27 protein-coding genes and 1 riboswitch are annotated in these 26,856 nt (G+C 50.2%); of the genes, 14 read left to right on the forward strand and 13 right to left on the reverse strand.

Annotation, left to right across the window (positions count from 1 at the left end; translation table 11 throughout):
- Window positions 1–58: 58 nt before the first annotated feature.
- Window positions 59–499 (reverse strand): MerR family transcriptional regulator, encoded by a 441-nt coding sequence (locus tag J4E05_RS01865; RefSeq protein ID WP_085593021.1) that lies wholly within the window; start codon window positions 497–499, stop codon window positions 59–61.
- Between the two features lie 121 nt (window positions 500–620).
- Window positions 621–2,105 carry a right-handed parallel beta-helix repeat-containing protein gene (locus tag J4E05_RS01870; RefSeq protein WP_349591968.1) on the reverse strand — a complete coding sequence of 495 codons (1,485 nt, stop codon included), beginning with the start codon at window positions 2,103–2,105 and terminating at the stop codon, window positions 621–623.
- Window positions 2,106–2,404: 299 nt separating this feature from the next.
- Here J4E05_RS01870 and J4E05_RS01875 point away from each other — a divergent pair, with 299 nt between their 5' ends.
- The 6 genes from J4E05_RS01875 (at window position 2,405) to J4E05_RS01900 (ending at window position 7,058) form a co-directional block, all read left to right on the forward strand.
- Entirely contained in the window at window positions 2,405–3,208 is an 804-nt protein-coding gene (locus J4E05_RS01875) for a DUF4198 domain-containing protein (RefSeq protein WP_349591970.1), read from the forward strand.
- 151 nt (window positions 3,209–3,359) lie between these two features.
- Window positions 3,360–3,548: riboswitch (cobalamin riboswitch) on the forward strand.
- Window positions 3,549–3,704: 156 nt separating this feature from the next.
- Window positions 3,705–4,328 (forward strand): cobalt transporter CbiM, encoded by a 624-nt coding sequence (gene cbiM, locus J4E05_RS01880; RefSeq protein WP_349591972.1) that lies wholly within the window; start codon window positions 3,705–3,707, stop codon window positions 4,326–4,328.
- A gap of 3 nt (window positions 4,329–4,331) precedes the next feature.
- Window positions 4,332–5,060, forward strand: coding sequence for a NikL family nickel/cobalt ECF transporter subunit (locus J4E05_RS01885; RefSeq protein ID WP_349591974.1), 729 nt, complete (start codon window positions 4,332–4,334; stop codon window positions 5,058–5,060).
- Complete coding sequence (gene cbiQ / locus J4E05_RS01890; RefSeq protein ID WP_349591976.1) at window positions 5,057–5,839, forward strand: cobalt ECF transporter T component CbiQ; 783 nt, start codon at window positions 5,057–5,059, stop codon at window positions 5,837–5,839. Before J4E05_RS01885 ends, cbiQ begins: the two co-directional genes overlap by 4 nt.
- Window positions 5,821–6,519: an energy-coupling factor ABC transporter ATP-binding protein gene (locus tag J4E05_RS01895; protein WP_349591978.1), complete on the forward strand. Its 699-nt coding sequence runs from the start codon at window positions 5,821–5,823 to the stop codon at window positions 6,517–6,519. Before cbiQ ends, J4E05_RS01895 begins: the two co-directional genes overlap by 19 nt.
- Window positions 6,516–7,058 (forward strand): DUF924 family protein, encoded by a 543-nt coding sequence (locus J4E05_RS01900; protein WP_349591980.1) that lies wholly within the window; start codon window positions 6,516–6,518, stop codon window positions 7,056–7,058. The genes J4E05_RS01895 and J4E05_RS01900 overlap by 4 nt, the downstream gene beginning before the upstream one ends.
- 74 nt (window positions 7,059–7,132) lie before the next feature.
- Here J4E05_RS01900 and J4E05_RS01905 read toward each other — a convergent pair whose 3' ends face one another.
- Together J4E05_RS01905 and yaaA are read right to left on the reverse strand one after the other, a co-directional pair.
- Window positions 7,133–8,197: a glycosyl transferase family protein gene (locus J4E05_RS01905; RefSeq protein ID WP_349591982.1), complete on the reverse strand. Its 1,065-nt coding sequence runs from the start codon at window positions 8,195–8,197 to the stop codon at window positions 7,133–7,135.
- A gap of 48 nt (window positions 8,198–8,245) precedes the next feature.
- Window positions 8,246–9,019, reverse strand: coding sequence for a peroxide stress protein YaaA (gene yaaA, locus J4E05_RS01910; protein ID WP_349591984.1), 774 nt, complete (start codon window positions 9,017–9,019; stop codon window positions 8,246–8,248).
- A 155-nt stretch (window positions 9,020–9,174) separates the two neighbouring features.
- Between yaaA and J4E05_RS01915 the strand changes: the two genes are divergently transcribed.
- Entirely contained in the window at window positions 9,175–9,495 is a 321-nt protein-coding gene (locus J4E05_RS01915) for a peptidylprolyl isomerase (RefSeq protein ID WP_085593000.1), read from the forward strand.
- A 254-nt stretch (window positions 9,496–9,749) separates the two neighbouring features.
- On the opposite strand, the gene J4E05_RS01920 is transcribed toward J4E05_RS01915, so the two are convergent.
- The 3 genes from J4E05_RS01920 to J4E05_RS01930 form a co-directional block, all read right to left on the reverse strand.
- Entirely contained in the window at window positions 9,750–10,103 is a 354-nt protein-coding gene (locus tag J4E05_RS01920; protein WP_246833000.1) for a DUF1491 family protein, read from the reverse strand.
- Window position 10,104: 1 nt separating this feature from the next.
- The gene (locus J4E05_RS01925; protein WP_349591986.1) at window positions 10,105–10,929 is read right to left on the reverse strand and encodes a peptidoglycan DD-metalloendopeptidase family protein; all 825 of its coding nucleotides are present in this window, start codon (window positions 10,927–10,929) and stop codon (window positions 10,105–10,107) included.
- A 103-nt stretch (window positions 10,930–11,032) separates the two neighbouring features.
- A complete protein-coding gene (locus J4E05_RS01930; RefSeq protein ID WP_085592998.1) occupies window positions 11,033–11,530 on the reverse strand; it encodes a hypothetical protein in 498 nt (165 codons plus the stop codon).
- 208 nt (window positions 11,531–11,738) lie between these two features.
- On the opposite strand from J4E05_RS01930, the gene J4E05_RS01935 reads away from it, so the two are divergent.
- Complete coding sequence (locus J4E05_RS01935; protein ID WP_085592996.1) at window positions 11,739–12,413, forward strand: DUF599 domain-containing protein; 675 nt, start codon at window positions 11,739–11,741, stop codon at window positions 12,411–12,413.
- Window positions 12,414–12,588: 175 nt separating this feature from the next.
- Window positions 12,589–13,869 carry a methyl-accepting chemotaxis protein gene (locus tag J4E05_RS01940; protein ID WP_085592994.1) on the forward strand — a complete coding sequence of 427 codons (1,281 nt, stop codon included), beginning with the start codon at window positions 12,589–12,591 and terminating at the stop codon, window positions 13,867–13,869.
- A 60-nt stretch (window positions 13,870–13,929) separates the two neighbouring features.
- On the opposite strand, the gene J4E05_RS01945 is transcribed toward J4E05_RS01940, so the two are convergent.
- Window positions 13,930–15,126, reverse strand: coding sequence for an MFS transporter (locus tag J4E05_RS01945; RefSeq protein ID WP_085592992.1), 1,197 nt, complete (start codon window positions 15,124–15,126; stop codon window positions 13,930–13,932).
- 355 nt (window positions 15,127–15,481) lie between these two features.
- Between J4E05_RS01945 and thrS the strand changes: the two genes are divergently transcribed.
- The 4 genes from thrS (at window position 15,482) to J4E05_RS01965 (ending at window position 20,404) form a co-directional block, all read left to right on the forward strand.
- Window positions 15,482–17,413, forward strand: a complete 1,932-nt coding sequence (thrS, locus tag J4E05_RS01950; protein ID WP_349591989.1) for a threonine--tRNA ligase — start codon at window positions 15,482–15,484, stop codon at window positions 17,411–17,413.
- Window positions 17,414–17,622: 209 nt separating this feature from the next.
- Complete coding sequence (locus J4E05_RS01955) at window positions 17,623–18,087, forward strand: tetratricopeptide repeat protein (RefSeq protein ID WP_349591991.1); 465 nt, start codon at window positions 17,623–17,625, stop codon at window positions 18,085–18,087.
- Between the two features lie 378 nt (window positions 18,088–18,465).
- Entirely contained in the window at window positions 18,466–18,852 is a 387-nt protein-coding gene (locus J4E05_RS01960; RefSeq protein ID WP_349591993.1) for a hypothetical protein, read from the forward strand.
- A gap of 109 nt (window positions 18,853–18,961) precedes the next feature.
- Window positions 18,962–20,404: an SPOR domain-containing protein gene (locus tag J4E05_RS01965; protein ID WP_349591995.1), complete on the forward strand. Its 1,443-nt coding sequence runs from the start codon at window positions 18,962–18,964 to the stop codon at window positions 20,402–20,404.
- Between the two features lie 408 nt (window positions 20,405–20,812).
- On the opposite strand, the gene J4E05_RS01970 is transcribed toward J4E05_RS01965, so the two are convergent.
- Window positions 20,813–21,148 carry a PGPGW domain-containing protein gene (locus J4E05_RS01970; protein WP_085592982.1) on the reverse strand — a complete coding sequence of 112 codons (336 nt, stop codon included), beginning with the start codon at window positions 21,146–21,148 and terminating at the stop codon, window positions 20,813–20,815.
- A gap of 179 nt (window positions 21,149–21,327) precedes the next feature.
- Between J4E05_RS01970 and msrA the strand changes: the two genes are divergently transcribed.
- Window positions 21,328–21,972, forward strand: coding sequence for a peptide-methionine (S)-S-oxide reductase MsrA (gene msrA, locus J4E05_RS01975; protein WP_349591998.1), 645 nt, complete (start codon window positions 21,328–21,330; stop codon window positions 21,970–21,972).
- 224 nt (window positions 21,973–22,196) lie between these two features.
- Here msrA and J4E05_RS01980 read toward each other — a convergent pair whose 3' ends face one another.
- The 4 genes from J4E05_RS01980 to J4E05_RS01995 form a co-directional block, all read right to left on the reverse strand.
- Window positions 22,197–22,958 carry an IclR family transcriptional regulator gene (locus J4E05_RS01980; RefSeq protein ID WP_085592978.1) on the reverse strand — a complete coding sequence of 254 codons (762 nt, stop codon included), beginning with the start codon at window positions 22,956–22,958 and terminating at the stop codon, window positions 22,197–22,199.
- Between the two features lie 72 nt (window positions 22,959–23,030).
- Entirely contained in the window at window positions 23,031–23,846 is an 816-nt protein-coding gene (locus tag J4E05_RS01985; protein WP_085592976.1) for a hypothetical protein, read from the reverse strand.
- Window positions 23,847–24,191: 345 nt separating this feature from the next.
- Complete coding sequence (locus tag J4E05_RS01990) at window positions 24,192–25,034, reverse strand: DNA alkylation repair protein (protein WP_349592000.1); 843 nt, start codon at window positions 25,032–25,034, stop codon at window positions 24,192–24,194.
- Between the two features lie 545 nt (window positions 25,035–25,579).
- Window positions 25,580–26,638, reverse strand: a complete 1,059-nt coding sequence (locus J4E05_RS01995) for a methyl-accepting chemotaxis protein (RefSeq protein WP_349592002.1) — start codon at window positions 26,636–26,638, stop codon at window positions 25,580–25,582.
- Between the last annotated feature and the right edge of the window lie 218 nt (window positions 26,639–26,856).

Below are 26,856 nucleotides of genomic sequence, written 5' to 3' on the forward strand. Positions count from 1 at the left end.
TCTGGCGGGGTGTTTGTTATTGCTGGCATCCGTGAAAACACCGCAAACAACAAAGCGACTAAGCACCGGCTTTCGCTGGCATTTTTTTGCTGATGTCGTGAACAGATTTTTCCGGATCCAGGCCGCGACTGCGTAACGCGTCGGCAGCTTCGGATTCTATTTTTCTAAGCTCGCCCAGTGTCGTCTGCACATCGTCAAGCTGCTGCTCTAGCTCGGTAATGCGTTTGCGCCCGACCAGCATCAAATGCGCCAACTGTTCGGCGTGGCTTCGGTCCGCATCATAAAGGTCGATATATTCCTTAATATCTTCCAGCGTAAACCCCAGCCGTTTGCCCCGCAAAACCAAAACCAGCCGCGCCCTGTCCCGATAATTATATACCCGTGTTGCCCCCGCCCTTTGCGGAGACAGCAATCCTTTGGTTTCATAAAAACGAATGGCCCGGGGCGTGATATCAAACTCTTCGGCAAGTTCTGTAATGCTGTAAAGTTTATCGTTCATCTGTTCTTCTTATGCTTAAGACACCCAACCACCAGCATCACCTTAGACCAACGTCAAAGTCAATAAATTTACGCTAACGTAAGTAGAAAACCACCTGTTATCGAATTGACGCAACTTTCGTTTAAGCATCATTATGGTCATCTCCAAGACATTGCTGAAGATAGTCACGATCGATCGGGCGATATTTTGGTCCATCAAACAACCCGTTGCCATCCAGCGCCCCTGGCATCAGCCCGTTGGCTGAATGCCAAACCGTCCCATCGGGCATTTCAACGGCCAATGGCTGTGCAAAAGGTTCTGCCTTGCCCGGTACCAGTGCCAAATCACCACAAATTCCGGCGCGGAAAACAGGCCCATTGGCCCGAGTCCCCCCCAGATAAACCCCGGGATAATTTTCGAAAATTTCCGGAAAAGTCGGGTGATTACATAAATCCCCGTCAAACGACACATTATCGGCAGCAGACAAAACCAGGTCTTCTCCCAGAAACGGCTGCCCTGGCGTCATTAATCCCGGTGGCAATTCGGCACTATCGGCATAGCCAAGGACATTACGGCGGTGCCGCCAATTACGGGTGGTGCCTTTTTTTACATATTGCTGGCGCAAATAGAAACTGTTGTGAAAACATTCAAATGGCAATGTCGGCAAGGCATCGGGGTCTTTGCCAAATTTGAAAACGGCTCCGCCATTATTCTCATCCCCCTCCGGTCCTGGCCGTGAATCAAACCAGCCACGGTTACCAAAATAATACCAAAACCCACCACGGACACCGTCCTGGGAAAACCATTTATGGCAGTTGTATAGCTGATTGTTAAAAACCCACCAGTTCACGGCCACAGTTTCGGGTTCCACCGGGTTATCACGCACAAAGGAAAACCGGTTATTACTGATCACAACGTTGCAATTGAACTGCCCTAGCGGGGCATCCTGATTTTCATCCGACAGATCCAGACGGATCGCATTATAACAATGACGGATATCGTTGCCGCGAATAACCACATCCCCGGCAATATTGTTGCTGCCAAAAAAGGCACCATTCAAATAGCGATACGGGGCCTTTTCGCCCGGCACCAGTTCGCCGTCATGGACCATCGCCCAATTGATGTAACGCCACAGGCTATCGTCCTGCACCCAGTCACATCGTACGATCGTTAAATGCCGACATGCCGGACCATCAGCGTAAAAAGCATAAGTTCCCCCGACTATCTGCATGTCCTTGAAGGTCAGATGGTGGCTGTTTTCCATGTAAACAGCACTGGGCCAGCACCTTTCGATCCGGATGTTATCAAGCCGGATGTGACACCGGTTAACCATGCGAAATGCAGCATAACGTGTGGCACCGGGGCTGGTAGCCGATACTTCCGGGTCAGGTGGCCGACGGCCATCAATGATCGCACCGTGCTCTCCGCGAATAATAATCGGCTCGGCCGCGGTGCCGTCACAGGGCAAATCAATGGCTTCTGGCAGAAAATAGTTCCCCGGCAACAGGCGGATCAAATCGCCTGGCTGACTGTCATCAATGGCAGCGCGTAGAGTTTTGGTATCGCGCCACTCACTATCAACCCAGTGATGCCCCCCATCGGGTGTCACATAAATCATTCGCAGCATTGCTGGTCCCCTTGTCCCGTCATTCCATCAGCCTGAGGTGATGAAGCCTGAAAACACAGCATAACCATACCACCGGGACACCACACGTGGAAACAGAACAACATTATCCCGGCACACCTTTTTTACAATGCCGGGAAACAGCAAAATAAGGGCAATAATGACATTCATTACATAGACAAATTGAACCTCATACGAATTTTTATTTTTTATGATAAAAGTGATTCCAGTCACTTGACGAAATATTCTGATGAAATTAGCGTCTGCCAACCAACCGAATTTATCGCGTTAGAAAGGGTAAAATGATGCAATTCCTTAAACCATCGACAAGGATGGCATTCGCCACCAGCCTTGTCGTTTTTTCCTGTGTATCAAGTGCCGCACAGGCACATTTTCAGGAACTGATCCCCACCACAAATGTCATTGATCAGGAAACGGGTAAGGATGTGCATTTTGACATGGTCTTCACCCATCCCACCGATATGGGACCAACAATGGAAATGGCATACCCGGTACAATTTGGGATGCAGGTAAATGGCCAGAAAACCGACCTTCTGGACAAGTTAACCCGCCACGATGTCGATGGAAAACAGGCATATCAGGCCGATGTTATCCTGCCACGACCAGCAGGATATGTTTTTTACATTGAACCAGAACCTTACTACGAACCCGCCGAAGGCAAATATATTGTCCAATATACCAAAACCGTCATTGATGCCTTTGGCGATGGCAGCAATTGGGACCAGATGGTTGGCTTTCCGGTCGAAATAGAACCCTTGTCACGGCCTTATGGCCTATGGGCAGGCAATAGTTTTAGCGGCATTGTCAAACATAATGGCAAACCGGTTCCCTTTGCCGAAATCGAAGTAGAATTTCGCAATGATGGCAGCGTGAAACTGCCCAATGGCAGCTTTTCCACCCAGATTATCAAGGCCGATGCCAATGGGACATTTTCCTATACAACTCCCTGGGCTGGCTGGTGGGTTTTTGCGGCCCTGATCGAGGATGGCACCCTGCCAACCCCTGACGGCAAAGCCAATGCACCGGTTGAACGCGGTGGCGTGCTATGGATCAAAACCGATAATCCTGCCCAAACAAGCAACTAACCCTCAATGTTCCTGAATGAAAAGTTATGACGAATTTTTCAGATAAATCGCACAAAAACAAACCTTTACCTGATTACATTACGTCATAACTTTTTATAAAAAATATGAAAAACAGCGTGGCCGCGCTTGACTTTCAAGCTATTCCGCCCCTAGTCTACAGTCTGATCAGGGTGATCCGGGTTCGCCCGGATAAAAGGGAATACGGTGCCGTAATTTTGCCCATGCCGTAGCTGCCCCCGCAACTGTAAGCGACCAGAATTTTCAATGGCCACTGGAACATTCCGGAAAGGCGAAAATTGTACGCGCAAGCCAGGAAACCTGCCTTGATCACAAAAGCTGTATCGGGCGGGGTGTACCGGTGGAACGGCGCGATGATAGCGGGCACATAACCCTTGCTGTGTCGGTCCTTTCCACCGTTATGGACCTTTCCCCGATATTTACAACAACGATGAACCAAGCTGGCACCAACCGGAGCCAACTCAATAAAGGGCGACCAATGCATATTGTGGATGGTGTTTTATCAACCGAGGTCGTAGTTGCCGGTGCAGTCATTGCAGTGGGCGGCATTGCCCTTGGTTTACGACAGGTTTCCATTGAAAATATGCCGCGTATTGCCCTGCTTAGTGCGGTTTTTTTCGTCGCCTCTCTCATTCATGTGCCAATTGGCCCGACCAGCATTCATCTGATCATGAATGGTTTGCTTGGGTTGATACTCGGCTGGGCTGCGGTTCCGGCAGTGTTTATTGCCCTGCTTTTACAGGCTGTCTTTTTCGGGTTCGGTGGCATTACGGTTCTGGGCGTTAATACCGTCAATATGGCGTTGCCCACCATTGTTGTATGGCTGATCTTTGGCCCAATACTTGCCCGAACCGAAGGACGCACCATGATGATTGCCGCGTTTCTTGCCGGGTCATCTTCCATTATGCTTAGTGCCATCATGGTCGGATTATCACTTGCCCTAAGCGGGCAGGAATTTATCGCAACCGCCCGACTTGTTTTTGTCACCAACATTCCAGTCATGATTGTTGAAGGTTTCCTGACGGCAGCGGCCTTTGGACTGATTAAAAAAGTTCGCCCCGCTGTGTTATTATCAGGCCCAAACACCAGCCTGGCGGCCTGACTTATGACAACAGCGTCCGCTATCCATCCAAACTTTTTCCAAACCCGCCTGTCCCAAAACGCCTTTACGGCGCTGGTGCTTGCCGTGCTGACAATTGCCATGCTCGCCCTGCCCGTCACTGCCAGGGCACACAGCTTTCATGTATTTGCGCTGGGGGATGGCAATATCATTGAAGGCTACGCCTATTTCGGCGGCGGCGCACGCCCGCAACATGCAAAGCTGTCGGTCGAAAACGGCGCGGGACAGATCTTACTGCAAGGCGAAACCAACGCGAATGGCGAATTTCGTTTGCAGGTGGACCATCTTGATGACTATGTCATCCGTGCCAATACTGGCGACGGCCACGCGGCATCCTATTTGCTTAAATCATCCGAACTTTCCGACGCCTTGCCAAAGGCGACAAGCAATGCAATCGGAACTGTTGTGGCACTTAACCCGGCTGACAGTGCATCAGACACCGCAACCTCTTTTTCTGCTGCCTCCGACATGGTCGCATCGACGACGGATGAAAACACGGCCTCGCAGCATGTTTCAATAACGCCGGAACAACTTTCGCAACTGGTCAGTCATGCCGTTGCCAAACAGGTAAATCCGCTACGCGAACAAATTGTGGCTTATGAAAACAAGGTTCGTTTTTCCGATATCATCGGTGGACTTGGTATTATTATTGGTATTTTTGGCATAATTGCGTGGTGGCAGGCACGCCAGAAAATATCGAACACATCGAAATGAGCCGCCATATCGTCCTGTCACCGGCCAGCCGGAATACGACAACCGGGATGATTGGCGTTATCGACCCGCGTTTTCGCATTATTTGCACGATCATCTTCGCTGTTTTTATTGTTTCCATCACAAGCTGGCAAGCTGTGGTGGCCACCATCGTGGTGGCTGCAGTTATGGTGGCACTGTCACTGCCAGAATGGCGTAAAACATTGCGCCGGGTGCTGACGATGGACGGTTTTATTTTTGCCACCCTGCTGTTACTGCCCTTCACCTATCCCGGCGATACGGTTTTCACCGTATGGGGTCACGCGGCATCACAACAAGGAATTTATCAGGCGGTCATGATCGGCCTAAAGGCCAATGCTGTTATTTTTACAGTGATGGCATTTCTGGGATCGCTGGGCAGCACAGATTTGGGGCGCGGTATGATGGGCCTTTATATACCAATCAAACTGACAACATTGCTGATGTTCACCGTGCGCTACATCGATGTGTTACATCACGAATATTTACGTCTGCGCCAGGCAATGCGCGCCCGCGCCTTTCATTTGCGTAGCAACCGGCACAGCTGGAAAATGACAGGGTATCTGGTGGGAATGTTGCTGGTACGCGCGCATGACCGGTCCGAACGAATTGTATGGGCCATGAAATGCCGTGGCTTTCACGGGCATTTTCATTTCACCCATCTGCCGCGCCCGGCAAAATCTGATTACATGTTTTTATTGGTTATGGCGGTAATTCTGGTGATGCTCATCACGCTGGAGGCTCTATGTCCGCCCCTGATCTGATTGTGCTGCGCGATATCTGTTTTGCATTTTCACCCGCAAAACCGGTTCTAAATCACGCTGATTTCTCACTGGCGCCCGGCGAAAAAGTTGCCCTGACCGGACCGAACGGGGCCGGAAAAAGCACACTGCTGCATATTATGATGGGGCTGCAAATTCCAACAACCGGCACCATTACTATCTTGCAAAAAACCTGTAAAACCGAAAAGGATTTCAGCACCATCCGCGGCAAGGTCGGCTTGCTGTTTCAGGATTCCGACGATCAGCTTTTTTGCCCTACCGTGATTGAAGATGTTGCCTTTGGCCCGTTAAATCTGGGCTATAGCGATGCTGATGCCCTTGAAATTTCACATAAAACTTTGGCCGACCTTGGCTTGTCCGGTTTTGAAAACCGTATTACTCATCAGTTATCAGGTGGCGAAAAACGGCTGGTCGCCCTGGCAACGGTGCTGGCAATGGCACCGGAAATCCTGTTGCTTGATGAACCGACCAACGGTCTTGACCACACTGTTGAAAACCGCCTCACCAGTATATTGCAAAACCTGCCACAAGCGATGGTGATCATTTCACATAACCAGCCCTTTCTCGATCATGTTGCCTCCCGCCAGGTAACGTTACACAATGGTGATCTGATTTCCGGACACGAAACAATCAAAAACATCACGGCAGGAACAACATCATGAATCCGGACGAGATTTTAAATTTCTGGTTCAACGAACTGACCACGAAACAATGGTTTGAAAAAGATACCGCGCTTGACCGCCACATCGACGAACGTTTTGCCGATTTTCATGCAGCAGCGCGAATTGGCGAGCTTTATTACTGGCGCGAAACCGCACGAGGACGCCTGGCCGAAATCATCATTCTTGACCAGTTTTCCCGGAACATGTTTCGCGACCGGGCCGAGGCCTTTGCCTGTGACACACTCGCGCTGGTTCTGGCACAGGAAGCTATCTTGCAAAAAGCTGATGCAGCACTGACAACCGCATCAGAAAGGCTGTTTTTATATATGCCTTATATGCATTCAGAATCCGAAGCCATTCATGACATTGCCCTGACGCTGTTTGATCAACCGGGACTGGAAAACAATCTGGATTTTGAAAAACGTCACAAGCAGATTATTGACCGTTTTGGCCGTTATCCACATCGCAATGAAATACTGGGGCGGCCATCCACCCCGGAAGAAATTCTATTTTTACAACAACCAGGATCATCATTTTAATAAAAAAGCAGGTGTGCGAACAAAATCGCACACCTGCTTTTCTCATTTTACCAGAATATCCAATTACCGCCGACTTAACGCTGGCGCTTGATCTTGCGATTTACCCACCATCCTTCAACCAGGCTTTCCGCTTCGTCAATATAATCCGCCCGGCCCGCCAGATAAGCCGCCATGGCGGCGCTGCCCTTGATCTTGGCAATGGCATCCGTATCTTCGATCTCGCCGCGCCACACGCCTAAAAAATGCTCCATCTTGGCAGGAGGCGTATCGTCTTCGGGCTTTTCGCTGCGTGCCAATGCCGCAGGCCAGCGTAAATCGCTCAGCGTGCCATTATCAAGCAAGCGTAAATCAACATGTTTGTACGGGGTGCGCTCCGCCTCGCCGCCGCCGCCCTTGATCACACCAATGCGCGGCAATGCCAGTAATTTTCCGGTTTCACGATGAACATCCAGAAATGCCGGGTGAAACACCCCTAAAAAAGCCGCCTTGGCCTGTAACGGGTTTAACAACCGCAACAGGGTATTCACCGGGCTGCGAAGCCCCAGCAGCGGGCGCAGACCGATTAATTCCTGTAATTTCGGATGAATATGGCGCAGGGGCAAATAGGCAATCCCTTGCGTTTCAATATCTGATCGCGCTTCTTCGGCGGACATCGCAATGGGCAGCTTTAACGCCTTAAACGCCGCTTCGGTGCCAACCCCTTTAACCAGATGCGAATTATAACCATGCATCAGGACCGGCACCTTGTTTTGCGCCAGCAACAACGCGGAGAGCACAAACCACGGCAAGCCCCGTGTACGTCCTGCTGCGTAAGACGGCCAGTCCAGCATTGGATGGCACGCAGCCGGCACATCGCTGTCATCAGGTTCCAGGCGCGCAATGGTGCGCACAGCCTCGATCATGCCGGCCAGTTCTTCCGGCGTTTCACCGCGATAGCGCAGCATCAAAAGATACGCACCCAACTGGATCGGATCCACCTCGTCACGCAACACCATGGAAAAGGCATCGAAGGCCTCGTCCCGTGTCAAACTGCGAGAACGGCCCGGTCCGCGAAAAAACTGCCGCAAATAACCCGAAAACGGGTGGGCTTCCGGCATATGGTTTTCATCGTCGGGCTGCTCTAGATGATCATCGCTCATCTGGTCGCTCACTTCGTTTGTGGATGGGGTGTAAAAAAGGGCACTACCCTATTCGTGGGTACGCGTAAAGACCCAGTCATTTCCCTGCGTCAGATCATCGCGGTAAACATACCCGTCCATATCAAAGGATTTCAGGTCTTCGGGGGCCTCAATACGATTTTTTATCATATAGCGCGACATCATACCACGGGCGCGCTTGGCTGAAAAACCGATAACCTTGGCAGTATTCCCCTTAATCTCCTTAAACACCGGTGTAATCACCGGCCCTTCGATCAGCTTGGTCTTGACGGCCTTAAAATACTCGTTCGAAGCGAGATTGACCAACGTTCTGTCTTTATGCTCAAGGGTAAGATCATTGATGTGGCGCGCAATTTTATCACCCCAGAATTCATATAGATTCTTGCCACGATTATTTTCAAGCCGGGTTCCCATTTCCAGCCGATAGGCCTGCATCAGGTCGCCTGGTTTCAAGATACCATACAAACCGGAAAGCATCCGAAAATGGTCCCCTGCCCAGTCCAGGTCATCTGATGTCAGGTTATCGGCATCGAGTCCGACATAGGTATCACCGCGAAAGGCATATACGGCCGGTTTGGCGTTATCGCGGGTAAAGGGTGTTGAAAAATGCGCGAAACGCTGCACGTTCAATTCCGCCAGATCTTCACTAATGTGCATTAAATTCATCAAGTCGCGACGTGTTTTTTTTCGCGCAACCTGAACCAGTTCAACGGCATCATCAAGAAACACCGGCTGACTCACGGGCATCTCCGGTGCCGGTGTTTCAAAATCCAGTTTCTTTGCCGGGGAAACAACAGCAAGCATTTGTGAGCCTCTTCTCTTTCATCACAGGTCATTTTGTCGTAACAAGCCACAAGGCTTATGGGAAAGTGTGCTTGATAGCAATTCCCATAATTTCGAAATTTTGCAGATTTCCGGCCATTTGCACCATTATGGCGGCCGGATCGAAAGGAAAAATCATGAGTGAACAAGTTCGCGCTTCGCACATTTTGCTGATGTATGCCGGTTCGGCACGCTCGACCGCATCGCGTAGCAAAGAAGAAGCCCTGACCCAGATTCAGGATTTGAAAACCCAGGTCAATGACGGCGCTGATTTTGCCGACCTCGCCAAAGCAAACTCTGATTGCCCGTCCGGCCAGCAGGGCGGCGATCTTGGCTTTTTTGGCCGTGGCATGATGGTTCCCGAATTTGATCAGGCCGCTTTCAACATGGAAGTTGGTACTGTATCGGACGTTGTTGAAACCGATTTTGGTTATCACATCCTGCAGCGCACTGCCTAATCTGGCACGATCAAAATCAAAGGCCTGCAATGCGTTGCAGGCCTTTTTTTATGCAAAAAATCCACTAAATATCGTACAAGTTTTGTTGAACTGTTAAAATAAGTCCGCTTATTCTCAGCTTTTATCGTGAAGTCTGGTGCCCTTTTTGCAACATGGGACCTCGCGCACCTGAGGCTGCGAAACCGGCATTTGCCAAATTAAGACGGTTTATCGCTGACAATTATTGGCTAAAGCGCACACAAAACGTTAATGCCCTAAAAATCAACAATCGGCGCATCAAGTTCATAAGCCGATTTGTGATCTTCGATTTCCAATACCCAAACATCGCGATCAAATGAAACCTGTTTGCGGCAATATTCATCGCATTGCATTTCTGTTTCGCGCCCACCGTCGCTGCCCCCGATAACTTGCATCCAGCCCTGATCACCATCCATCGTCGTTACGCGGGAATAAATGAAACAGCCCTTGGCGAAACGATTCAGCTTGACCAGAACAGCACCGGCATCCTCGTTTCCCTTGTGAACGACCATCGCTGTAATATTATGGGCCTGACAAATTGCAATTTGTCCACGTACCCATATTCCCGCCTTCAAGCGTGGTGGCATCATTTCAAATACCATCCCGGCTGGCGGTAACATTTTCCGGCATTTGCAAAATCAGATTGGGATTGGGGCAAATAGCTTCCCACACCTCCCACTGCGATGGCTTGGCCGCCCCAAAATAATCGCCATGTTTACCCAGCAGATCAAAAATAATTTGAAAATGCAGGTGCGGAATCCAGTCACCATTAATCGGGTAATCGCCAAACCGGCACAATTCCTCACCTTTTGCAAATGCTTTACCTACCGCAAGCCCACTTAAAGAGTCCCGGCTTAAATGGCCATATAACGTCCAGAACGTAATGCCCGGTGTGGGGTTATGCTCCATGATAATGGTCGGGCCATAATCCAGCGGTAAATTATTATCGGCGAAACTGTGAACCACACCATCTAGCGGCATGTAAACCGGTGTGCCGGCTGCCAGAAACAAATCAATACCCAAATGCTGGCTTCGGGCTTCGCCCCCGGTTTTAAACTGTGGCGACTGATAACAAATGCGGTCCTCGCGGTAACGCCCCACACCAACCGGGGCATTGGCAGCCGCCATTTGGGCAAACATCACATCCGTCTGGCGGGCCGGGTCACTGATCCCACCGATAACAACATCGCCATTAGTGCTAAAATCATACACAATTTTTCGGCAGGTTTTCAGATCATGTTGTAAAACGGACGCAAACCCGGCCTGGTTATCATTAATCCAGCGCAGAATAGACGTTGCCTGGGGTATCGGTGCCTCGCCCTTTTCCTGTCGCGCCAAATAGGTTGCCAGGCGGCCTTCTCCCTGGGCCAGGTCGTCGTCACCGGTTGTGCTGAAAATTGAAACACCTTGGCTCACACCGAAACTCCGCAAATAAATCCATAAACAAAAATGGCAGCATGCCAAAACATGCCGCCATTGTGCGTAGCTAATTTATGACTATCGCGCAAGCTGTCAGCGATTATAACGCTTCCCAATTGGCGACTTCATATTCACACGAAACATCATCATCATCTGTGTCAGTCAGTGCGACCGTCAAACGGCGCATTTGCGGATTAAACCGTTTGATAAAGTTCAGCAACAGCAAGGCTTCTTCGCTCAGTTCGCCAGCATCTTCGTCATCGTCATCCAGCTCGCACAGCTCCACCAGTTCCAAAAACAGGGCCGCAAGCGCCCGTTTGACATCTTCGCCCCCCTTAAGACCACCGGTAAGCTCGCCCAAAGGTTTCAAATCGACATCAAGCTGACGCAAGGTCTTGCTCATCTGATCGATTTCATCCTCGCCAAGCACCATTTCGGCGGCGATCATATGTGTGCCGACTTCGTTGATATTCATATACCCAACAAATTCAAACACGTCTTCGGTGCTGCGACCTTCATTAATCAGGGTTTCGGTATGGGCTTCAAACTCGGCCAATTCGAGGTCTTCATCGCCAAAGTCGTTATCAAGGTCGCTCATGGGGCTTTAACTCCGTTAAATTTGCGCCGCTGATACTCTTAATCCGGCCAGAAAACAACCCATCGGCCAATTATTTCACCAAATCTTCGTCGCAAGGATCAAGTCAATAATATAAATGGAATTGCCCATAACCGCGAGAACAAACACATCGGGCAATGTGTCGGGGTAATGCTATAATGCGCAACAAAGATCAGGGGATATAAAATCAATGGCAACGACAACATTGCATGACGTGCTGGCACTGATTTGGGCATTATGCTGGTGGACCGGATATACATTTTATGCCGATAGCAGTTCCCGTCGACGTAAAAGCATTTCGGCCCTGATGGCCCGTAACCGCCATCGCTGGATGGAACAAATGTTGCAGCGAAACCTGCGCATGATCGATACGGCCATTGCCGGAAACCTTATTACGGCAATCAGCTTTTTTTCATCAACGACCATTCTGGTTCTGGTCGGTCTGGGCGCACTTCTGGGTTATAGCAAAGAAGGCATCGAACTGATTTCTGCCCTGCCCTATGCGGCACCATCGTCGGCCATGTTATGGAATTGCAAGGTCGTATTTTTAATGCTGATCTTTATCTATGCGTTCTTTAAATTCACCTGGGCCTTTCGCTTGTCAAATTATTGTTCAATCCTGATTGGCGCAGCACCCGACCCGTCACACGCCAAAGGTGCCCATGTCGCCGCCCAGGCCGCCCGCATGAGCATGATGTCCGCCCACAATTTCAACCGGGGCATCCGATCCTATTTTTTTGCGCTGTCGGCCCTTGCGTGGTTTTACCATCCCGTTGCGTTTATCATTGGCTCAAGCTGGGTGACCATTGTCCTGTATAACCGCGAATTTCGATCACACGCCTTGCAAATTATGATGGGACGTTAACACGCACCAGACGCCCATACCCGTTCGTGGCGGCAGGAAAAAGATTTAAATGTGCACAAATACCTTGAACAACTTTTGATCAGTATTTATATGCCAAAAGTATAATTTCCACTACTTTTGAGCATATCAAAACTGTGGTTCCCAAAAGCTGTTGCAAGTTCAGAAAGTGTGTCGCATGGCGTTTTTTAAACCTTCACCCGAAATAGCCGAAAAAATCGAATGGCTTGAAATTTTGTCGCGTCACTCCGGGGTCGGGTTGTGGGACGCGATCCTTCACAATGGCGATGCCATGCATGCCAAGTCCAAATGGACATGGACACCTGAATTTCGCCGTTTGTGCGGTTTTGACAGCGAAAAAGAATTCCCCAATGTTGTGCAATCCTGGTCGGACCGCCTGCATCCGGAAGATGTTGCCCCAACTTTCGCGGCATTCACCAATGCGCTTGAAACCGGCAAAACATATGATGTTCTGTATCGTCTAAAGGTTAAAAACGGGTCTTATCGCTGGTTCCGGGCAACTGGCGGAACCACCAAAGACGCAAATGGTGTGCCGCGTCGCGCCTGCGGATCACTTGTTGATGTTCATGACAGTAAACGAGCCGAAGCTGAACGTGAGGAAATGCGCCAGAAAATGGCCAACAGTTTCGAAGCATCGGTTGGAAAACTGGTCGAAGCCGTTTCAACATCTGCCGGCACGCTCGACAAAGCTGCGCATTCGCTAACATCTACCGCCACAGAAACCACCAGTCTGTGCGACGTTGTTGCCTCGGCTTCCAGTGAAACCACTCAAAATGTGCAATCTGTAGCTTCGGCTACCGAAGAATTGTCTTCGTCCATTAACGATATCAGCAAACGCGTTAATCAATCATCCCGTATCATCACCACGGCGGTTTCCGAGGCCCAGGAAACCAACAGCAAAATTGAAGGTCTGGCAGTTGCAGCCCAGAAAATTGGCGACGTGGTCAAACTGATCAACGATATTGCCGGCCAAACTAACCTTTTGGCCCTGAACGCCACAATCGAAGCGGCTCGTGCTGGTGACGCAGGCAAAGGATTTGCCGTGGTTGCTTCGGAAGTTAAAACGCTGGCAACACAGACGGCACGTGCAACGGAAGAAATCGCAAACCAGATTAAAGCAATTCAGGACGAAACCCAAAATTCGGTTCAAGCTATCCAGAATATATCCCGAACCATTAATGAAGTTGACGAAATTTCTGCAGCAATTGCGGAAGCCATTGAACAGCAAGGGGCCGCAACCCGGGAAATTTCAGCCAGCGTCCAACAGGCGGCCCACAGCACAGAGGCCGCACAAGCAAACATTCACGCAGTAACCCAGGCAGCCGACGAAACCGGCCGTGCTGCTGGCCGTGTTCAGGCGGAAACATCTGAACTGGCAAAAAATGGCGACAAATTGCGAGACCAGGTTGCCGAATTCTTGCGATCAATCCGTACCTGAGCCATTTGCGTGAGCAATCCGCAACCACCCCGACAACGGGGTGGTTGCGTTTTCACTGACCTACAGTGCTTTTCTTTTCAGGCTGTGTTTATAGACGCCATATATCGTCACAATTAACATCACCAACCCGACAGGCAATGCCGCCGACATCAACAAAACAGACCAACCTGCCCCGGCATAAATCGATCCGGCGGACAGCGACGCAACCGCGACCGTCCCAAACACAACAAATTCATTGATCGCCTGAATACGAGCCTGTTCGGATGGCCGGTAATTTTCGGTTAAAAGCGATGTTGCCCCGACAAACATAAAATTCCAGCCAATGCCAAGCAAAATCAGTGCGGGCCAGAAATTCGTCAGTAAACCAATCCCGGAAAGCCCGACAAGCAAACAGAGCAGTGTAATAACGGCCCCCACCTGAATAATCGCCAATGTACCAAAACGGCGAATAAGGTTACCCGTCACAAAGCCCGGGGCATACATGCCCACGACATGCCACTGAATAATAAATGCTGCATCCCCAAAGGCATAGTTACAATCAAGAATAGCCAGTGGTGTTGCCGTCATCACAAAACTCATGACTGCATAGCCAAGGGCGGCACCAATGATCGCCACGACAACACCGGGTACGCGCAAAATTTCGCCAAGGGGACGCGCGGGCTCAGTGTGGATTTTTTTATGGGTTTCGGGCAAACGCAATTGGGCAATTGCCAGCATCAACAACAATTGCAAGCCAAACAGGGCCACAAATGTCCCCATAAAGGGCACTGTATCGATCCAGTTGCGGGCATGACTGGCCAGATTAGGCCCGATAAATGCTGCTAATACTCCACCCAGCATTGTAAGCGAAATGGCGCGAGAGCGAAATTCCGCTGGAGCAGCCTCGGCTGCTGCAAAGCGGTATTGCATGGCAATGGCATTCGCCGATCCAATAAACGCCCCTGCAGCGCACATGAGCCAGAAATTACCCAAATAAACTGCGCCAATGCCACAAAAAGCCCCGCACATGCCGATCATACAGCCAATTGAAAACCCAATCCGGCGGCCATATTTTTTCATCATGAAGGCTGACGGTGCCGTTGTGATCAGCATTGCAATCATGGTGGCAGAAACCGGAAGTGTCGACAGGGATTTGTCAGGCGACAACGAATAACCAATGACTGCTGCAACTGTAAAAAGAAGCGACATTGCACTGGCAGAAAGTGCGACACACAGGCTTAGAACAATTACATTACGTCTGACGTCGGGGCTGGTCATAGTGGCATTTCCCTGATTGGCGTGGTGGCGCCTTGTGATTATTATGCGGCGAATTATTGAAATATTGGCCAGTTCCGGGTTGCCCGCAGGCAATAGCCTGTTATATTTGACCAGCAACAAACGGGAAAGCATCAATGCACGGCAAGGCCGACAAAAAATTGATGACGTCAGAATTGACCGCAGACCACAATGGTGGTGCGGCGTTTTTTGCTGCCCAGAAAGTCGCCTTTTCCGAAGTGCGAACTTGACCCCATCCCAAAATTCGTTTTCTTGTGCAGACTTCCCGTTATAACAACGGGTATAAGGTGTGCGCCTTGATTATTTCGCCCGCATAATAAGCAGAGTTGAGCAGAACATGATTGCCCTTACGCTTCCGGACGGCGCCGTACGTGAATTTGACGGTCCTGTTTCGGGTTTCGATGTTGCAAAAAGCATCAGCAGTTCCCTGGCAAAGAAATCCTTTGCCATTATCGTTAACGGTGAAGTCCGCGATCTTGGCCGCGAGATCGATACTGATGCAACCATCGAGATCGTAACCAAGGGGCATGACGAAGTTTTGCCGCTGATCCGCCATGACTGCGCCCATGTGATGGCCGAAGCCGTGCAGGAACTTTATCCTGACACGCAGGTCACGATCGGCCCGTCCATTGAAAACGGCTTTTATTACGACTTTGCCCGCAAAACGCCCTTCACGCCCGACGATCTGGTCAAGATCGAAAAGCGGATGAAGGAAATTGTCGATCGTAACGAAAAGATCGAACGCGAAGTGTGGGATCGTAACGAAGCGATCAAGTTCTTTCTTGATAAGGGCGAAGATTACAAAGCCGAAATCATTCGCGATCTGCCGGAAACGGAAACGATTACCTGCTACCGCCAGGGCAATTTCATTGACCTGTGCCGCGGGCCTCATGCGCCGTCGACGGGAAAAATCGGCAAAGCATTTAAATTGATGAAACTTGCCGGTGCCTATTGGCGTGGCAATTCCGACAATGAAATGCTGCAGCGCATTTACGGCACCTGCTGGGAAACGCAGGAACAGCTGGATGCCTATCTTCACATGCTTGAAGAAGCTGAAAAGCGCGACCATCGCCGCCTTGGCCGCGAAATGGACCTGTTCCATATGCAGGAAGAGGCCCAGGGATCGGTTTTCTGGCACGATAAGGGCTGGAAGCTTTATCGCAAGGTGGAAAACTATATCCGCGGCCGTCTTGACAATGCGGGTTATCAGGAAGTGCGCACGCCGCAGCTGGTAGACCGTGTGTTGTGGGAAAAATCCGGTCACTGGGAAAAGTTCCGTGAAAACATGTTCACGACGGCCCCCGATAGTGATGAAAAGGTTCTGGCCCTTAAGCCGATGAACTGCCCCTGCCACGTGCAGATCTTCCGTATGGGCAGCAAATCCTATCGTGATTTGCCCTTGCGTATGGCCGAATTTGGCTGCTGCCATCGTAATGAACCGTCAGGCGGTTTGCATGGCATTATGCGCGTGCGCCAGTTCATTCAGGATGACGCGCATATTTTCTGTACCGAAGACCAGATCGTTTCAGAAACCAAGATTTTCTGTGACCTTCTGAAATCGGTTTACAAGGATTTCGGCTTTACCGACATCGTCGTCAAATTCTCTGACCGTCCGGAAGTTCGTGCTGGTTCGGATGAAATTTGGGACAAGGCGGAAAACGCCCTGCGCGAAGCATCCGAAGAAGCAGGCCTGAAACTGGAGATCAATCCTGGTGAAGGGGCATTTTATGGCCCGAAACTGGAATTTGTTCTGCGCGATGCCATTGGCCGTGACTGGCAGTGTGGCACGCTTCAAGCGGACTTTGTTTTGCCCGAACGCCTTGATGCCACCTATATGGGGGAAGACGGCGAAAAATACCGTCCCGTCATGCTTCACCGTGCCATTTTGGGCTCGCTTGAACGCTTTATCGGCATTCTGATCGAAAACTATGCCGGGCGCCTGCCCCTGTGGCTTTCGCCGGTTCATGCCGTGATCTGCACCATCACCAACGAGGCGGATGATTACGCCCGTGAAGTGAAAGAAGCATTGGCTGCCAAAGGCTTGAATGTTGAACTTGATCTGCGCAATGAAAAGATCAGTTACAAGGTTCGTGAGCATAGCCACGCCAAAATCCCGCTGATTTTGGCGCTTGGCAAACGTGAAGCCGAAGAAAAAACCGCATCCGTGCGTCGTCTTGGTTTCAAACACCAAAAAACGGTCTCCATTGATGAACTGGCTGAAAACATGGTCCGTGAAATTCAGGACCGGGTTATCGAAGCTGATTTTTAAGGCAATTGCTTGATCAGCAGGAAATTGAAGAAAGGCTCGCCATCCACCGGCGAGCCTTTCTTTTATCCTGTCTTCACTGTACTCTCACATATACGTTATATTTGGTGTACGAGCTGTGACACCCCTATTGCAGGACAACGGCTATATTGGACGCGAAAGTGGCTTATCGCCCCCCTTAAAGCCATCCCCTCTTTTAAAACGAGCTCCCGATGAACAGTCAGTCATTCGTCAAATTCGCAAAAATAACGACCATCGCAGGTGCGATCTGTCTTTACAGTTCAGCCGGTTTTGCCGCGGGCTTTTTTAGCAGTTCAAGCGACGACACACCGACCGATTTACCAGCTGTCGTTAAACTTATCGATGCCGGAAAATATTCCGACGCCATCGACAGCCTGGAAAAAATGAATGAATCTGACCCTGATAACGCTGACGTTCTAAATTACCTGGCCTACAGCCAGCGCAAATCAGGGGACCTCAAGTCGGCCGAAGCAAATTATGACAAAGCCTTGAAAATTAACCCGGATCATCCCGGGGCACTGGAATATCAGGGCGAGCTTTACATTCAAACCGGGCGCATCGATATGGCAAAACACAATCTGGCCCGCCTGAAAGATGTCTGTGGTACTGAATGTGAACAATATGAAGACCTTAACGAAGCACTTGCCGGAAAATAAGCCCGTTTCGGGCCCGTTTTTCGATTAAACGTGTTGTGCTGAAAAACCTTTCCCGGCGGTTCGCCCGGAAAGGTTTTTCATTTCCGAGAGGATATCATCAGAGCGTTCAAGCATCTCAAAGCCATTAAACTTTCATTTTCTGTTTGATCTATCTTGTTTAAGCAACAACCCGAACAATATAAAATTAGACTTGAATCAAATTAAGCAAGGGAACGGTTCGTGTGGCCGGGCAATCGCACATTATTTATCCTTTCCTCCTGTATCCAGGCTGGAAAAACAACATATCGCACCGCAACAAAATATCCCTTTGTATAGATATACATTCCCGTAAGATCAGGGCATTTTATCGATTGAACCGTTTTAATTTGTGAGTACCTAATGGCTGGCAACCTGCTTCGCAAAACCTATACTGTTATGGTTACCCGCACCACCGGGGCTCAAATGGAGCTGGAAACTGCGACAGAATACGCCGCGGCCATGACATCGGCCAAAAATGCGTTGAACAACACCAATAATGTTGAAGCCCGTGTGGTTGAAAACAAATATGACGATGCAACGCGCCGCGAGAAGAAACAGGTTGTCAAAATTTTGAACCGGGAAAACCTGGCAGCTTCACAAAACGGAACCACCTCTTCAGGGTCGGGGCAAATGGTTCTTCCACCCGAAATTGTTTCGCGCGCAACCAAGTCTGTCATCAATATTGCGTTAGCTGTTACTGTTTTGATTTTATTGGGTGGTGTCGTTTTCCAGCTGTTGAACCGATAACACATTTTATATCCCGGATCGTATAACTGCGCCTTGACACTTCCCCACTCTACGACATGATAAGCGACAGAAAACGCTTTAAACAAACAATCGGGAAATGTGGGGAACAATGGCGAAATCCAGCTTTTCATTCGGGAACGGCACTTTTCGCCCGGCACTGCGCCTGTTATTAGCAACACTGCCCGCTGCGGCTGTCTTAACAGGGTGCGCGACAGGCAAAACAGGATCGGAACCGGAACGGCCAAATGTGATGGCCAATATTTCCGAACAACCGACACCCCTTGCCGATTTTAGTATCGCCCAGCAAATGGCCGCCTGTTCCCTGTTTATCGATGCTGAACCTGCGCGGGGGATTTATCTGTCTTCCAGTCAGAAAAAAAACCTGCCAGCAGGCACAGGACGTATAACAATCAGCAACAGCCCGGAAAATGACCTGCGTAAAGCAATCGAACTGGAACTGGCCGGTTATCATACCGAAGCACGGCAATTGTATCTGTGGTTGACCGCAGCCAACCCGAACAGCGAATTTACCATGCCATGTGGCAATGGCGTTAACCTGTCGAGCAAGATTTCCCGGCTGGCACAACAGCGCCTGGCCGCAATGGACAAACAAAACCCGGACCTGGCCAAATCAGACGAGATCGATGAAAAGGTCGAACTGGCAAAAGTTGCGCCAGGCCCGACACTGCCGTCTCCCCCCAAAGTGAAACGCAACACCGATTTTTATCTTACCGCTGGCCCGGTTGATACCATGCCGGAAGATGACCGCCCCCCGGCGCCGCCTTTTGCCATCGAAGTTAGCCCCAATACCGAGGCATTGGCACGCGTAACGCCGCCCAGCGAACCGGTCAGCCTGACCAGCGAGAAAGCCGTAAGCATTAACAATGTAACAACCCGGCACCCCGATGACATGCCTGATGATTCTGACATTCTTGAGCTGACAGGCGGTGTTGGCGCAGCCAGTGTGCGTAGTGCGGGTCTGCAGCCTAATAGCAACCCGACCGAAGAAGGTAATCTGCAATCAATGCCTGCGGCACCAAAGGTTGCCGACACCCCGCTCCCGCCCGTCGCAGACGACATGGTACCCGGGGCAGATGAACCGGCACCGGCACCGGCAACAGCAACGTCTTTGCCACAAAACACGGAAGTGGCGCAGAATAAAACCACAACCACCTCGGCACCCAAAACAGAACCGACACAAGAACCTGCATCCATGATGCAAAGACCGGAGCGACAGGGACCACCAATGCCAATGCCGGAAACCACAACCGCACCGGCACAGGTAGCCGGCGGGCGTCCCTATTACGCCCTGCAACTTGCTGCCTATCGCAGCAGGGAAATGGCCGAAAGCAGTTGGCTGCGCATTCAGAAAAAATCACATGGCCTGCTTGATGGCGTTGACCACGAAATTCGGACCCTCGCAATCAAGGATAAAGGCCTTTATTTTAGATTGCTGACCGGCCATTTCGAGGAAAAATCGATCGCGGTCAAAGTTTGTGACGGTTTTAAAGCCGAAAAACTCGATTGCATTGTTCGCCATATCGAACCCTGACAATCCTCACCAATCACATCCAAAACACTTTCAAAACGCGCCAACACAGTTATCGTTTGGCGCGTTTTGTTGTTTGGCGCAAATCCTCTTTTGCTCGAACCCTGCCAGTCTCTGATGGTCAGAACTGATTAACCAACGTAAATCAGCGAACAAAATCAAATTGATATGGGGTTAACCACATTACATGCCATGCCGTGCCGTCTCCCCAGCCTGTTTTCCTGGCGTTACTATTGGCAAATAACGGTGACTAATCATCGCCCCGCACGTTAGTTACTCCCTGCCCCGATCATGTCGAAATGACAAACACTGGATTATAGATAATTAGTACAGGTCATAAATACCTGGGAGCAGGTCTTTTGTGCATAATCGCCACGGGCGTATTTTCCGGCCTGTTTGCACGTTTTGCCATCAACCCTGTGTAGATGTTTTTTGGCGCAAACGGCGTTGAATGGGCCCGGGATCTGTTTTGCGCAAATGCACCACAATCCAGCCCGGTGCCTGATAAAGCGCCTTTTCCAGCACGTGATTGCGTTGTGCCAGTTTCCACCGGCATCTCTGGATCAACCTGCGCGCTCGTTTGGAACCACTACCCAGCATCGGTATCGCAATGGCAATAAGGACCATACCAAAAAACGGCGGCGGTAATGGTATAAATGCCAGCCCCGTTACCAACAACAATGTCCCACCACCAACCAGCCAGAATGACCGCAAGAACCGCATGATAACAACTTTCAGAATTGCCATGAACGCACGGTCTGTCCTTGCTGGCATCGCAGCACAAACAGATAGTTGTGGCATTATGTATTTTCCCGCCAGGCGATTAAAACGAAACTATCAAGACAATTTGATGGATCGGTGATTGCACCAACTCAAAACCCCGCTACATTGCGGGTAACTTCTTTTCCTATTCAGTCAGGTTGACCATGTTTAATTCTGTTCCGCCCGAAAAATCACGTCTCCCAAACAAGGCCGATGCCCTTCCCGGCCGTGACGAAGCCATTGCGGTACCAGACGCCCACGTTGTAAATGGCAACCCGTTACAGCCTCCTTTTCCGGCTCATCTCCAAACTGCCATTTTCGGCATGGGATGCTTTTGGGGGGCAGAACGGCTTTTCTGGCAACGCGATGGTGTATACAGCACTGCTGCCGGTTATGCTGGCGGCTATACAAAAAACCCGACATATCGCGAAGTTTGCTCGGGCTTAACAGGTCATGCGGAAGTTGTTCTGGTCGTGTATGATCCGACAATTGTAACCTATAATGATCTGTTGAAACTGTTCTGGGAAAATCATAACCCCAACCAGGGAATGCGCCAGGGTAATGATATTGGCACGCAGTATCGGTCTGTCATTTATCCCGTGACCGACGAACAAAAGACTATCGCCCTGCAGTCACGCAATGATTATCTGGCTGCGTTGAACGGGGCCGGTATAGGCGACATCACCACCGAAATTGAACCCGCGCCAACCTTCTATTACGCGGAAGATTTTCATCAGCAGTATTTATACAAAAACCCTGACGGATATTGCGGGCTTGCAGGCACCGGTGTTACCTGCCCCGGAAGCTAGGTTTTTCGTGTATATGACACTGCAGCTTTAAGTATGCTGGTTTACCCAAACAACAAACGGCCCGCCTTGCATTGGCGGGCCGTTTCGTTTGCTGCGGGCAACCCCAATTGTCATTTACTCACCAGGGTACACGTTGCTCATCGTCCCCCCGTGCGCAACGAGTGAAATTCATCGCCCCCCAAAACCCGTCGCCAAATATTATAAACACAGCCCAATATGGTGGCCTAAACCGGCTTCCCACCATATTCCCGGCTTAGATCGGCGCAAACCCGGCGGATCAAACTGCCAAACACCGAAATGCGATCCTGGGGAATGCGAGCCGCCGGGCCAGACAACGACAGGGCAGCAATAGGAACGCCGGTTTCATCGCGCACGACACCAGCCACACAGCGCAAGCCGACAGCATGTTCTTCATCATCCAGAACCCAGCCTTGTCGCCTGGCTATTTCCAAATCCGCTTTCAGGCTTTGCGATGTTGTTCTGGTGCGTTCTGTCATTTGAGGCAAACCATGTTGCTCTATCACCATATCGACATCCTTGGCCGGCAAAAAAGCCAGCAGCGCCTTGCCCACCCCCGAACAATGCATTAAGGCCCGCCGCCCTGGTGTAACAAGGGCGCGCATCATTTTGCGGCATTCCACCTGTGACAGAAAAATGACTTCGCCGCCATCTGCAACGGCAAGATTAACCGTCTCACCACTTTCTTCCATCAATGCCCGCATATAAGGACGCGCGATCAGGTTCAAATTACGGTTTTTGGTAAAGGCATTGCCAACGCTGAATGCTTGCACGCCAACAGACCATAATGTTCGTTCGCCATCAAAGGTGACGTAACGTTCATGCTGCATTGTGGTTAGCAAACGGTGCACGGTTGACGGCGGCAATGTAACCCGTTGCGAAATCTCGGTCAGGGTCATTCCGTCGTCACTCTCGGCAAGAGTGTTTAAAATACCAAGGGCGCGCATCAGCGATTGAACCTGCTGCATGTATGATGTTCCTCCCGAACCGATTTGCGTTTTTCAATCCGGCAACATCAGACAGGCAGCGCGGCCCAAAAGCTATTGCCCGGCCTGCGCAGTTTCCCTGCTGCGCCACCAAACGACGCTGGAATAGCAAACAAGATAGATTGTCGCGGCCCCAAAAGCGAGAAGCGTTCCCTCGCCAATTCCAAAACGCGGATAGGTAAAGCTGACCGATACAATATAAATCAGCAATGCCCCCATTCCGCGAGGAAAATTACGAATAACGGTGTGCACCGGTGCGACACCATAGGACCAATGTAAAATCAGCATCATCGGATAAAGTGTTACCGGGAAACCGGAAAACAAACCGGACCAGCGCGGCCCGATAATGGCGGCAGCACCACTTATCGCAACGACAATCATCGCTGCCGTTGCCGCCCGCATGGCAACAATCTTATGAGTAATTTTAACGCGTTGCGAAATGCTGACATTTTCAATGGCACGAAACAGCACGATCGCGACAATCATGGCAGCGACCAGCGACAAGCTGGCACTAAGCAGCGTAAACCGGACCATCTGCCCAAGCCATGAAACAAAAACAAAGGTCGCAAATGCCCCCAGCGATGCCCCGGCAACCTGCACCAAAACCGCATGGCGCAGCAACCACTTCGATATCAGATAATAAGCGTATAAAAATGCCAGCGTGGCAATCAGCCCGGGCAAGGCATAAACCGCACTTTCACCGGCAAAATGCACACCCTGTTCAATCGCGATGAAAAACAGCAAAATTGCCGTTCCCAGAGGATAGCCTGACAGGACACCGGCCACACGCGGCCCTGCCCGTTCAGCCAACATCGACAATCCCAGAACAACAAGGATCGAAACGGCAAGTTTGGCAAAAAACAGCGACATGACCATCCATCCGATAAAAGAACAACGAAGACAAAACGTTATCGAATTGTTGCAATTTTACCTATATAGCGCCAGATTTTTTTTCACCTGCATACTCATACAATGCAAAATGACCTTATTTCTTGCCGATATCAAACTGTCACGTTTGGGCACTTTGCCAACGCAGGTTATACGCCCGGTCACACAAAAGGCACACCAGGTGTTCGCGATTCCAGCATTCGCAGAAATACATGGCAAAGAGACAGGTAGTTATCGAAACTTACAGTCACGACAACTGATATGGCACGCAATACTACCGTTCACTTTAGGAAACTGCAGGGTCGTGCGTCCCCGGCCCGGTCCCGACTATGCCGGTGTCATGTCTTGAATTTGCAAGTCGAATTCTCCCTGCGCAACAACATGTCCATTCACCATAATTTCAATGCGCTGCATACCTGCATAGTATTTTCGCGTTGTAATGGCCCGGACCGGATGCCGACGGCTTAATGCAACTTGCTCGTCTTTTTTCAAGCGCAGCTTTTTCCACTTAAAAACTTTCGCCGTCTGGCTACCGTTGGCCTTACGGTGGTGAATTGCATAATCAATCATCAGATCGCGGGAGATATTTTCGCAATTTTTGATTTGCAGCGAAAATTCCACCGAGCCCCCCAATTGCACCACCGGATTTTTCATTACCAGGTCTGATGCAGTAACATTGACTGATCCAAATCCCAATGCTGCCAGCGTTGGCCCATGCCCTTGTTTGAGCAGACTGCGACACGCGTGCCGAATAATACGCTGACGCGTTTCAGGTGCATCCTGAAGCCATTCTTTTGCAATAGATGCGACCCGATCAGGATGATCTTTCGAAATATCGTTCAGGCTATTGGCCACGGATCTGCGCACATATTCTGCGCGATCATCACGCAAGGTTGTTAAAAAACCAATGATCGGCGACGGATCCTGAACAAATGCGGGCAGTCTTATCCCCCAGGGTAAGCGCGGCCGGGTCCCCTCTGAAATCAATCGTCGTACATGCACATTAGGGTCATTAATCCAGCCTGCCAAAATTGCCAGCGTTTGTTCCGTATGGTTCATCAGAAACGGGCGAATGGCAAACTCTGCGGTAAAGCGCTGGGTTAAATGATAAAGACTATCCATTGATAATTCGACATTATCCTGACCATGCCTGGCAATATAATCGGCCATTGGCATAATCCCCCATCCTCGAATCCCCGGGCCTGCAGGGTGCGCTTGCGGATCAGTAATGTCGTTTATATTGCCGTCCGGCGCCGGGGCCAGGCTATTGACAATAATAGTTGCGGCGTCGCTAAATTCACGTGGCAAATGGGCCGACAACGCATCAAGAACCTGATTGCTACGCTGTTTAAGTTCGAGCTTATCCATGTCATGGCAAGCAACATGAACAAAACGATCCCGGTCAAATCGCTCGTAATGCAACGCAATATTGTCTGCCATTACCGCGACAAGTTCAGGTGAAAACAAATCTTTTAGCAACGTCCCCATGCAGGCTCCTTATCGGTATATCAACCATTCAAAGGTCTTACTGCCGTTTAATGAAAACCACCATGAAACACGCACCGGCATCCTGACATCCCCAGACAGCAGAGATTGCGGCAAAATAGAAAGAGCACAAAACCGCCCCGGTTATTCCTGCATGTTGAAGGCCACAAACAATAACAGGCAGACGCAAAACGCCTGCCTGAAACTAACAAGTCATTATCGAAAACAGTCTATCCGGCGACAGTTTCAAGCTGTCCCTGACGTACTTTAGGCCGGGCACTTGCCACATGCCCCCGCACAGATCGCAAATCGTTGCGGGGCTTTTGCACAATCACCCCGCGCCAACCCAGCCCCTCATAAGTTTCGTAACCCGGCGTCAGGGCAAAGGCAACGATACTGCCATCTTCCAACAAATAGGAATCTTTGTCGTTCTCGCCCACCTGCAACATAAAACGTTCGTTACGGTTCGACATACCATCAGACGCGGCTATAACATTGTAATTGCGGTCAACAATCATGACCCGGGTTCGCGGGGCCTCTTCCTCGGCAAAACTGATTGAATTTAGCACGGAATCAGCCTGCACCTCCCAATCAAAGAAAATACCCATTGCGCCGATGATTTCCCCGTCCGCTTCACCTTCTGCCCGAACGGCAGTTGCATATGTTGCTGTTGCCTTGCCACCCAGATGCTGGTTTCGTTCAATATCAGCGACAGAATATTCGGTGCCGTCATGGGTCGCCATCGCCTGACGAAACCACGACTCATTGCTTACATTCAAACCCTTGACCCGGTATTTGTCAGGCCGACCATTGGCAATCACATTGCCATTTTTATCGGCCACCCACAAATCAAGATAAACAGTGTAACTATCAAGAATAACGCCCAGCCGTTTGGATGCCCAGGCACTTGCCTTGGCATCGTCAGGGTCTGCACAGCCATCAACAACGGCACTATCCGTTGCCCACCAACGCACATCGCAAGAACGTTCATAAAGATTACGGTCAATAAGTTCGATGACATAAAGCGCCAGATCCGAGAGACGTGCCCCTCGGACCATTTGCGCTGTACTCCGCAAGTCACGTGCCTCGGTTGCAAAAAGGTTTTGCAGTTCATTGGCAATGGATGTGACCTGTTGTGAAATGCTGTTTACTTCATTTGCCACCACAGCAAAGCCACGTCCGGCTTCCCCGGCCCGCGACGCTTCTATCAACGCATTCAAGGCGAGAATTTTTGCCGCCTTGGTAACATTTTGTATTTCGTTGACCTTGGCTGTTGTCAGTTCTGACATTTTTGTAGCTGCATTCAAAATTCGCTCAGGCATGTTATCCCCCATTTTTATTGAAGTTCCTGATGAGAGAATGCTGGGCTGCCAAACCTGTTCGCACACGCAATATTTTTGTCATACAAATTAAAATGGTAGTATTATTTCTATATTTTTCAATGACTTATTCAGTTGTTTCAAATATCAAAAGAACTTTTTCCTAAACGTCACAAATGAAACACCAA

This window comes from Thalassospira sp. NFXS8, from assembly GCF_040148805.1.
Classification (GTDB): Bacteria; Pseudomonadota; Alphaproteobacteria; order Rhodospirillales; family Thalassospiraceae; genus Thalassospira.

Excerpts from the sequence above, each read along its gene's own strand:
- J4E05_RS01885 (WP_349591974.1), top strand. The coding sequence starts at position 4,332 with ATGACAACAGCGTCCGCTATCCATCCAAACTTTTTCCAAACCCGCCTG.
- J4E05_RS01980 (WP_085592978.1), bottom strand. The coding sequence starts at position 22,958 with ATGCAGCAGGTTCAATCGCTGATGCGCGCCCTTGGTATTTTAAACACT.
- J4E05_RS01965 (WP_349591995.1), top strand. The coding sequence starts at position 18,962 with ATGGCGAAATCCAGCTTTTCATTCGGGAACGGCACTTTTCGCCCGGCA.
- thrS (WP_349591989.1), top strand. The coding sequence starts at position 15,482 with ATGATTGCCCTTACGCTTCCGGACGGCGCCGTACGTGAATTTGACGGT.
- yaaA (WP_349591984.1), bottom strand. The coding sequence starts at position 9,019 with ATGCTTGCTGTTGTTTCCCCGGCAAAGAAACTGGATTTTGAAACACCG.
- J4E05_RS01985 (WP_085592976.1), bottom strand. The coding sequence starts at position 23,846 with ATGTCGCTGTTTTTTGCCAAACTTGCCGTTTCGATCCTTGTTGTTCTG.
- J4E05_RS01970 (WP_085592982.1), bottom strand. The coding sequence starts at position 21,148 with ATGGCAATTCTGAAAGTTGTTATCATGCGGTTCTTGCGGTCATTCTGG.
- J4E05_RS01920 (WP_246833000.1), bottom strand. The coding sequence starts at position 10,103 with ATGATGCCACCACGCTTGAAGGCGGGAATATGGGTACGTGGACAAATT.
- J4E05_RS01900 (WP_349591980.1), top strand. The coding sequence starts at position 6,516 with ATGAATCCGGACGAGATTTTAAATTTCTGGTTCAACGAACTGACCACG.
- J4E05_RS01865 (WP_085593021.1), bottom strand. The coding sequence starts at position 499 with ATGAACGATAAACTTTACAGCATTACAGAACTTGCCGAAGAGTTTGAT.
- J4E05_RS01995 (WP_349592002.1), bottom strand. The coding sequence starts at position 26,638 with ATGTCAGAACTGACAACAGCCAAGGTCAACGAAATACAAAATGTTACC.
- J4E05_RS01990 (WP_349592000.1), bottom strand. The coding sequence starts at position 25,034 with ATGGCCGATTATATTGCCAGGCATGGTCAGGATAATGTCGAATTATCA.
- J4E05_RS01870 (WP_349591968.1), bottom strand. The coding sequence starts at position 2,105 with ATGCTGCGAATGATTTATGTGACACCCGATGGGGGGCATCACTGGGTT.
- J4E05_RS01935 (WP_085592996.1), top strand. The coding sequence starts at position 11,739 with ATGGCAACGACAACATTGCATGACGTGCTGGCACTGATTTGGGCATTA.
- cbiM (WP_349591972.1), top strand. The coding sequence starts at position 3,705 with ATGCATATTGTGGATGGTGTTTTATCAACCGAGGTCGTAGTTGCCGGT.
- J4E05_RS01955 (WP_349591991.1), top strand. The coding sequence starts at position 17,623 with ATGAACAGTCAGTCATTCGTCAAATTCGCAAAAATAACGACCATCGCA.
- J4E05_RS01945 (WP_085592992.1), bottom strand. The coding sequence starts at position 15,126 with ATGACCAGCCCCGACGTCAGACGTAATGTAATTGTTCTAAGCCTGTGT.
- cbiQ (WP_349591976.1), top strand. The coding sequence starts at position 5,057 with ATGAGCCGCCATATCGTCCTGTCACCGGCCAGCCGGAATACGACAACC.
- J4E05_RS01895 (WP_349591978.1), top strand. The coding sequence starts at position 5,821 with ATGTCCGCCCCTGATCTGATTGTGCTGCGCGATATCTGTTTTGCATTT.
- J4E05_RS01930 (WP_085592998.1), bottom strand. The coding sequence starts at position 11,530 with ATGAGCGACCTTGATAACGACTTTGGCGATGAAGACCTCGAATTGGCC.
- J4E05_RS01940 (WP_085592994.1), top strand. The coding sequence starts at position 12,589 with ATGGCGTTTTTTAAACCTTCACCCGAAATAGCCGAAAAAATCGAATGG.
- msrA (WP_349591998.1), top strand. The coding sequence starts at position 21,328 with ATGTTTAATTCTGTTCCGCCCGAAAAATCACGTCTCCCAAACAAGGCC.
- J4E05_RS01915 (WP_085593000.1), top strand. The coding sequence starts at position 9,175 with ATGAGTGAACAAGTTCGCGCTTCGCACATTTTGCTGATGTATGCCGGT.
- J4E05_RS01905 (WP_349591982.1), bottom strand. The coding sequence starts at position 8,197 with ATGAGCGATGATCATCTAGAGCAGCCCGACGATGAAAACCATATGCCG.
- J4E05_RS01875 (WP_349591970.1), top strand. The coding sequence starts at position 2,405 with ATGATGCAATTCCTTAAACCATCGACAAGGATGGCATTCGCCACCAGC.
- J4E05_RS01960 (WP_349591993.1), top strand. The coding sequence starts at position 18,466 with ATGGCTGGCAACCTGCTTCGCAAAACCTATACTGTTATGGTTACCCGC.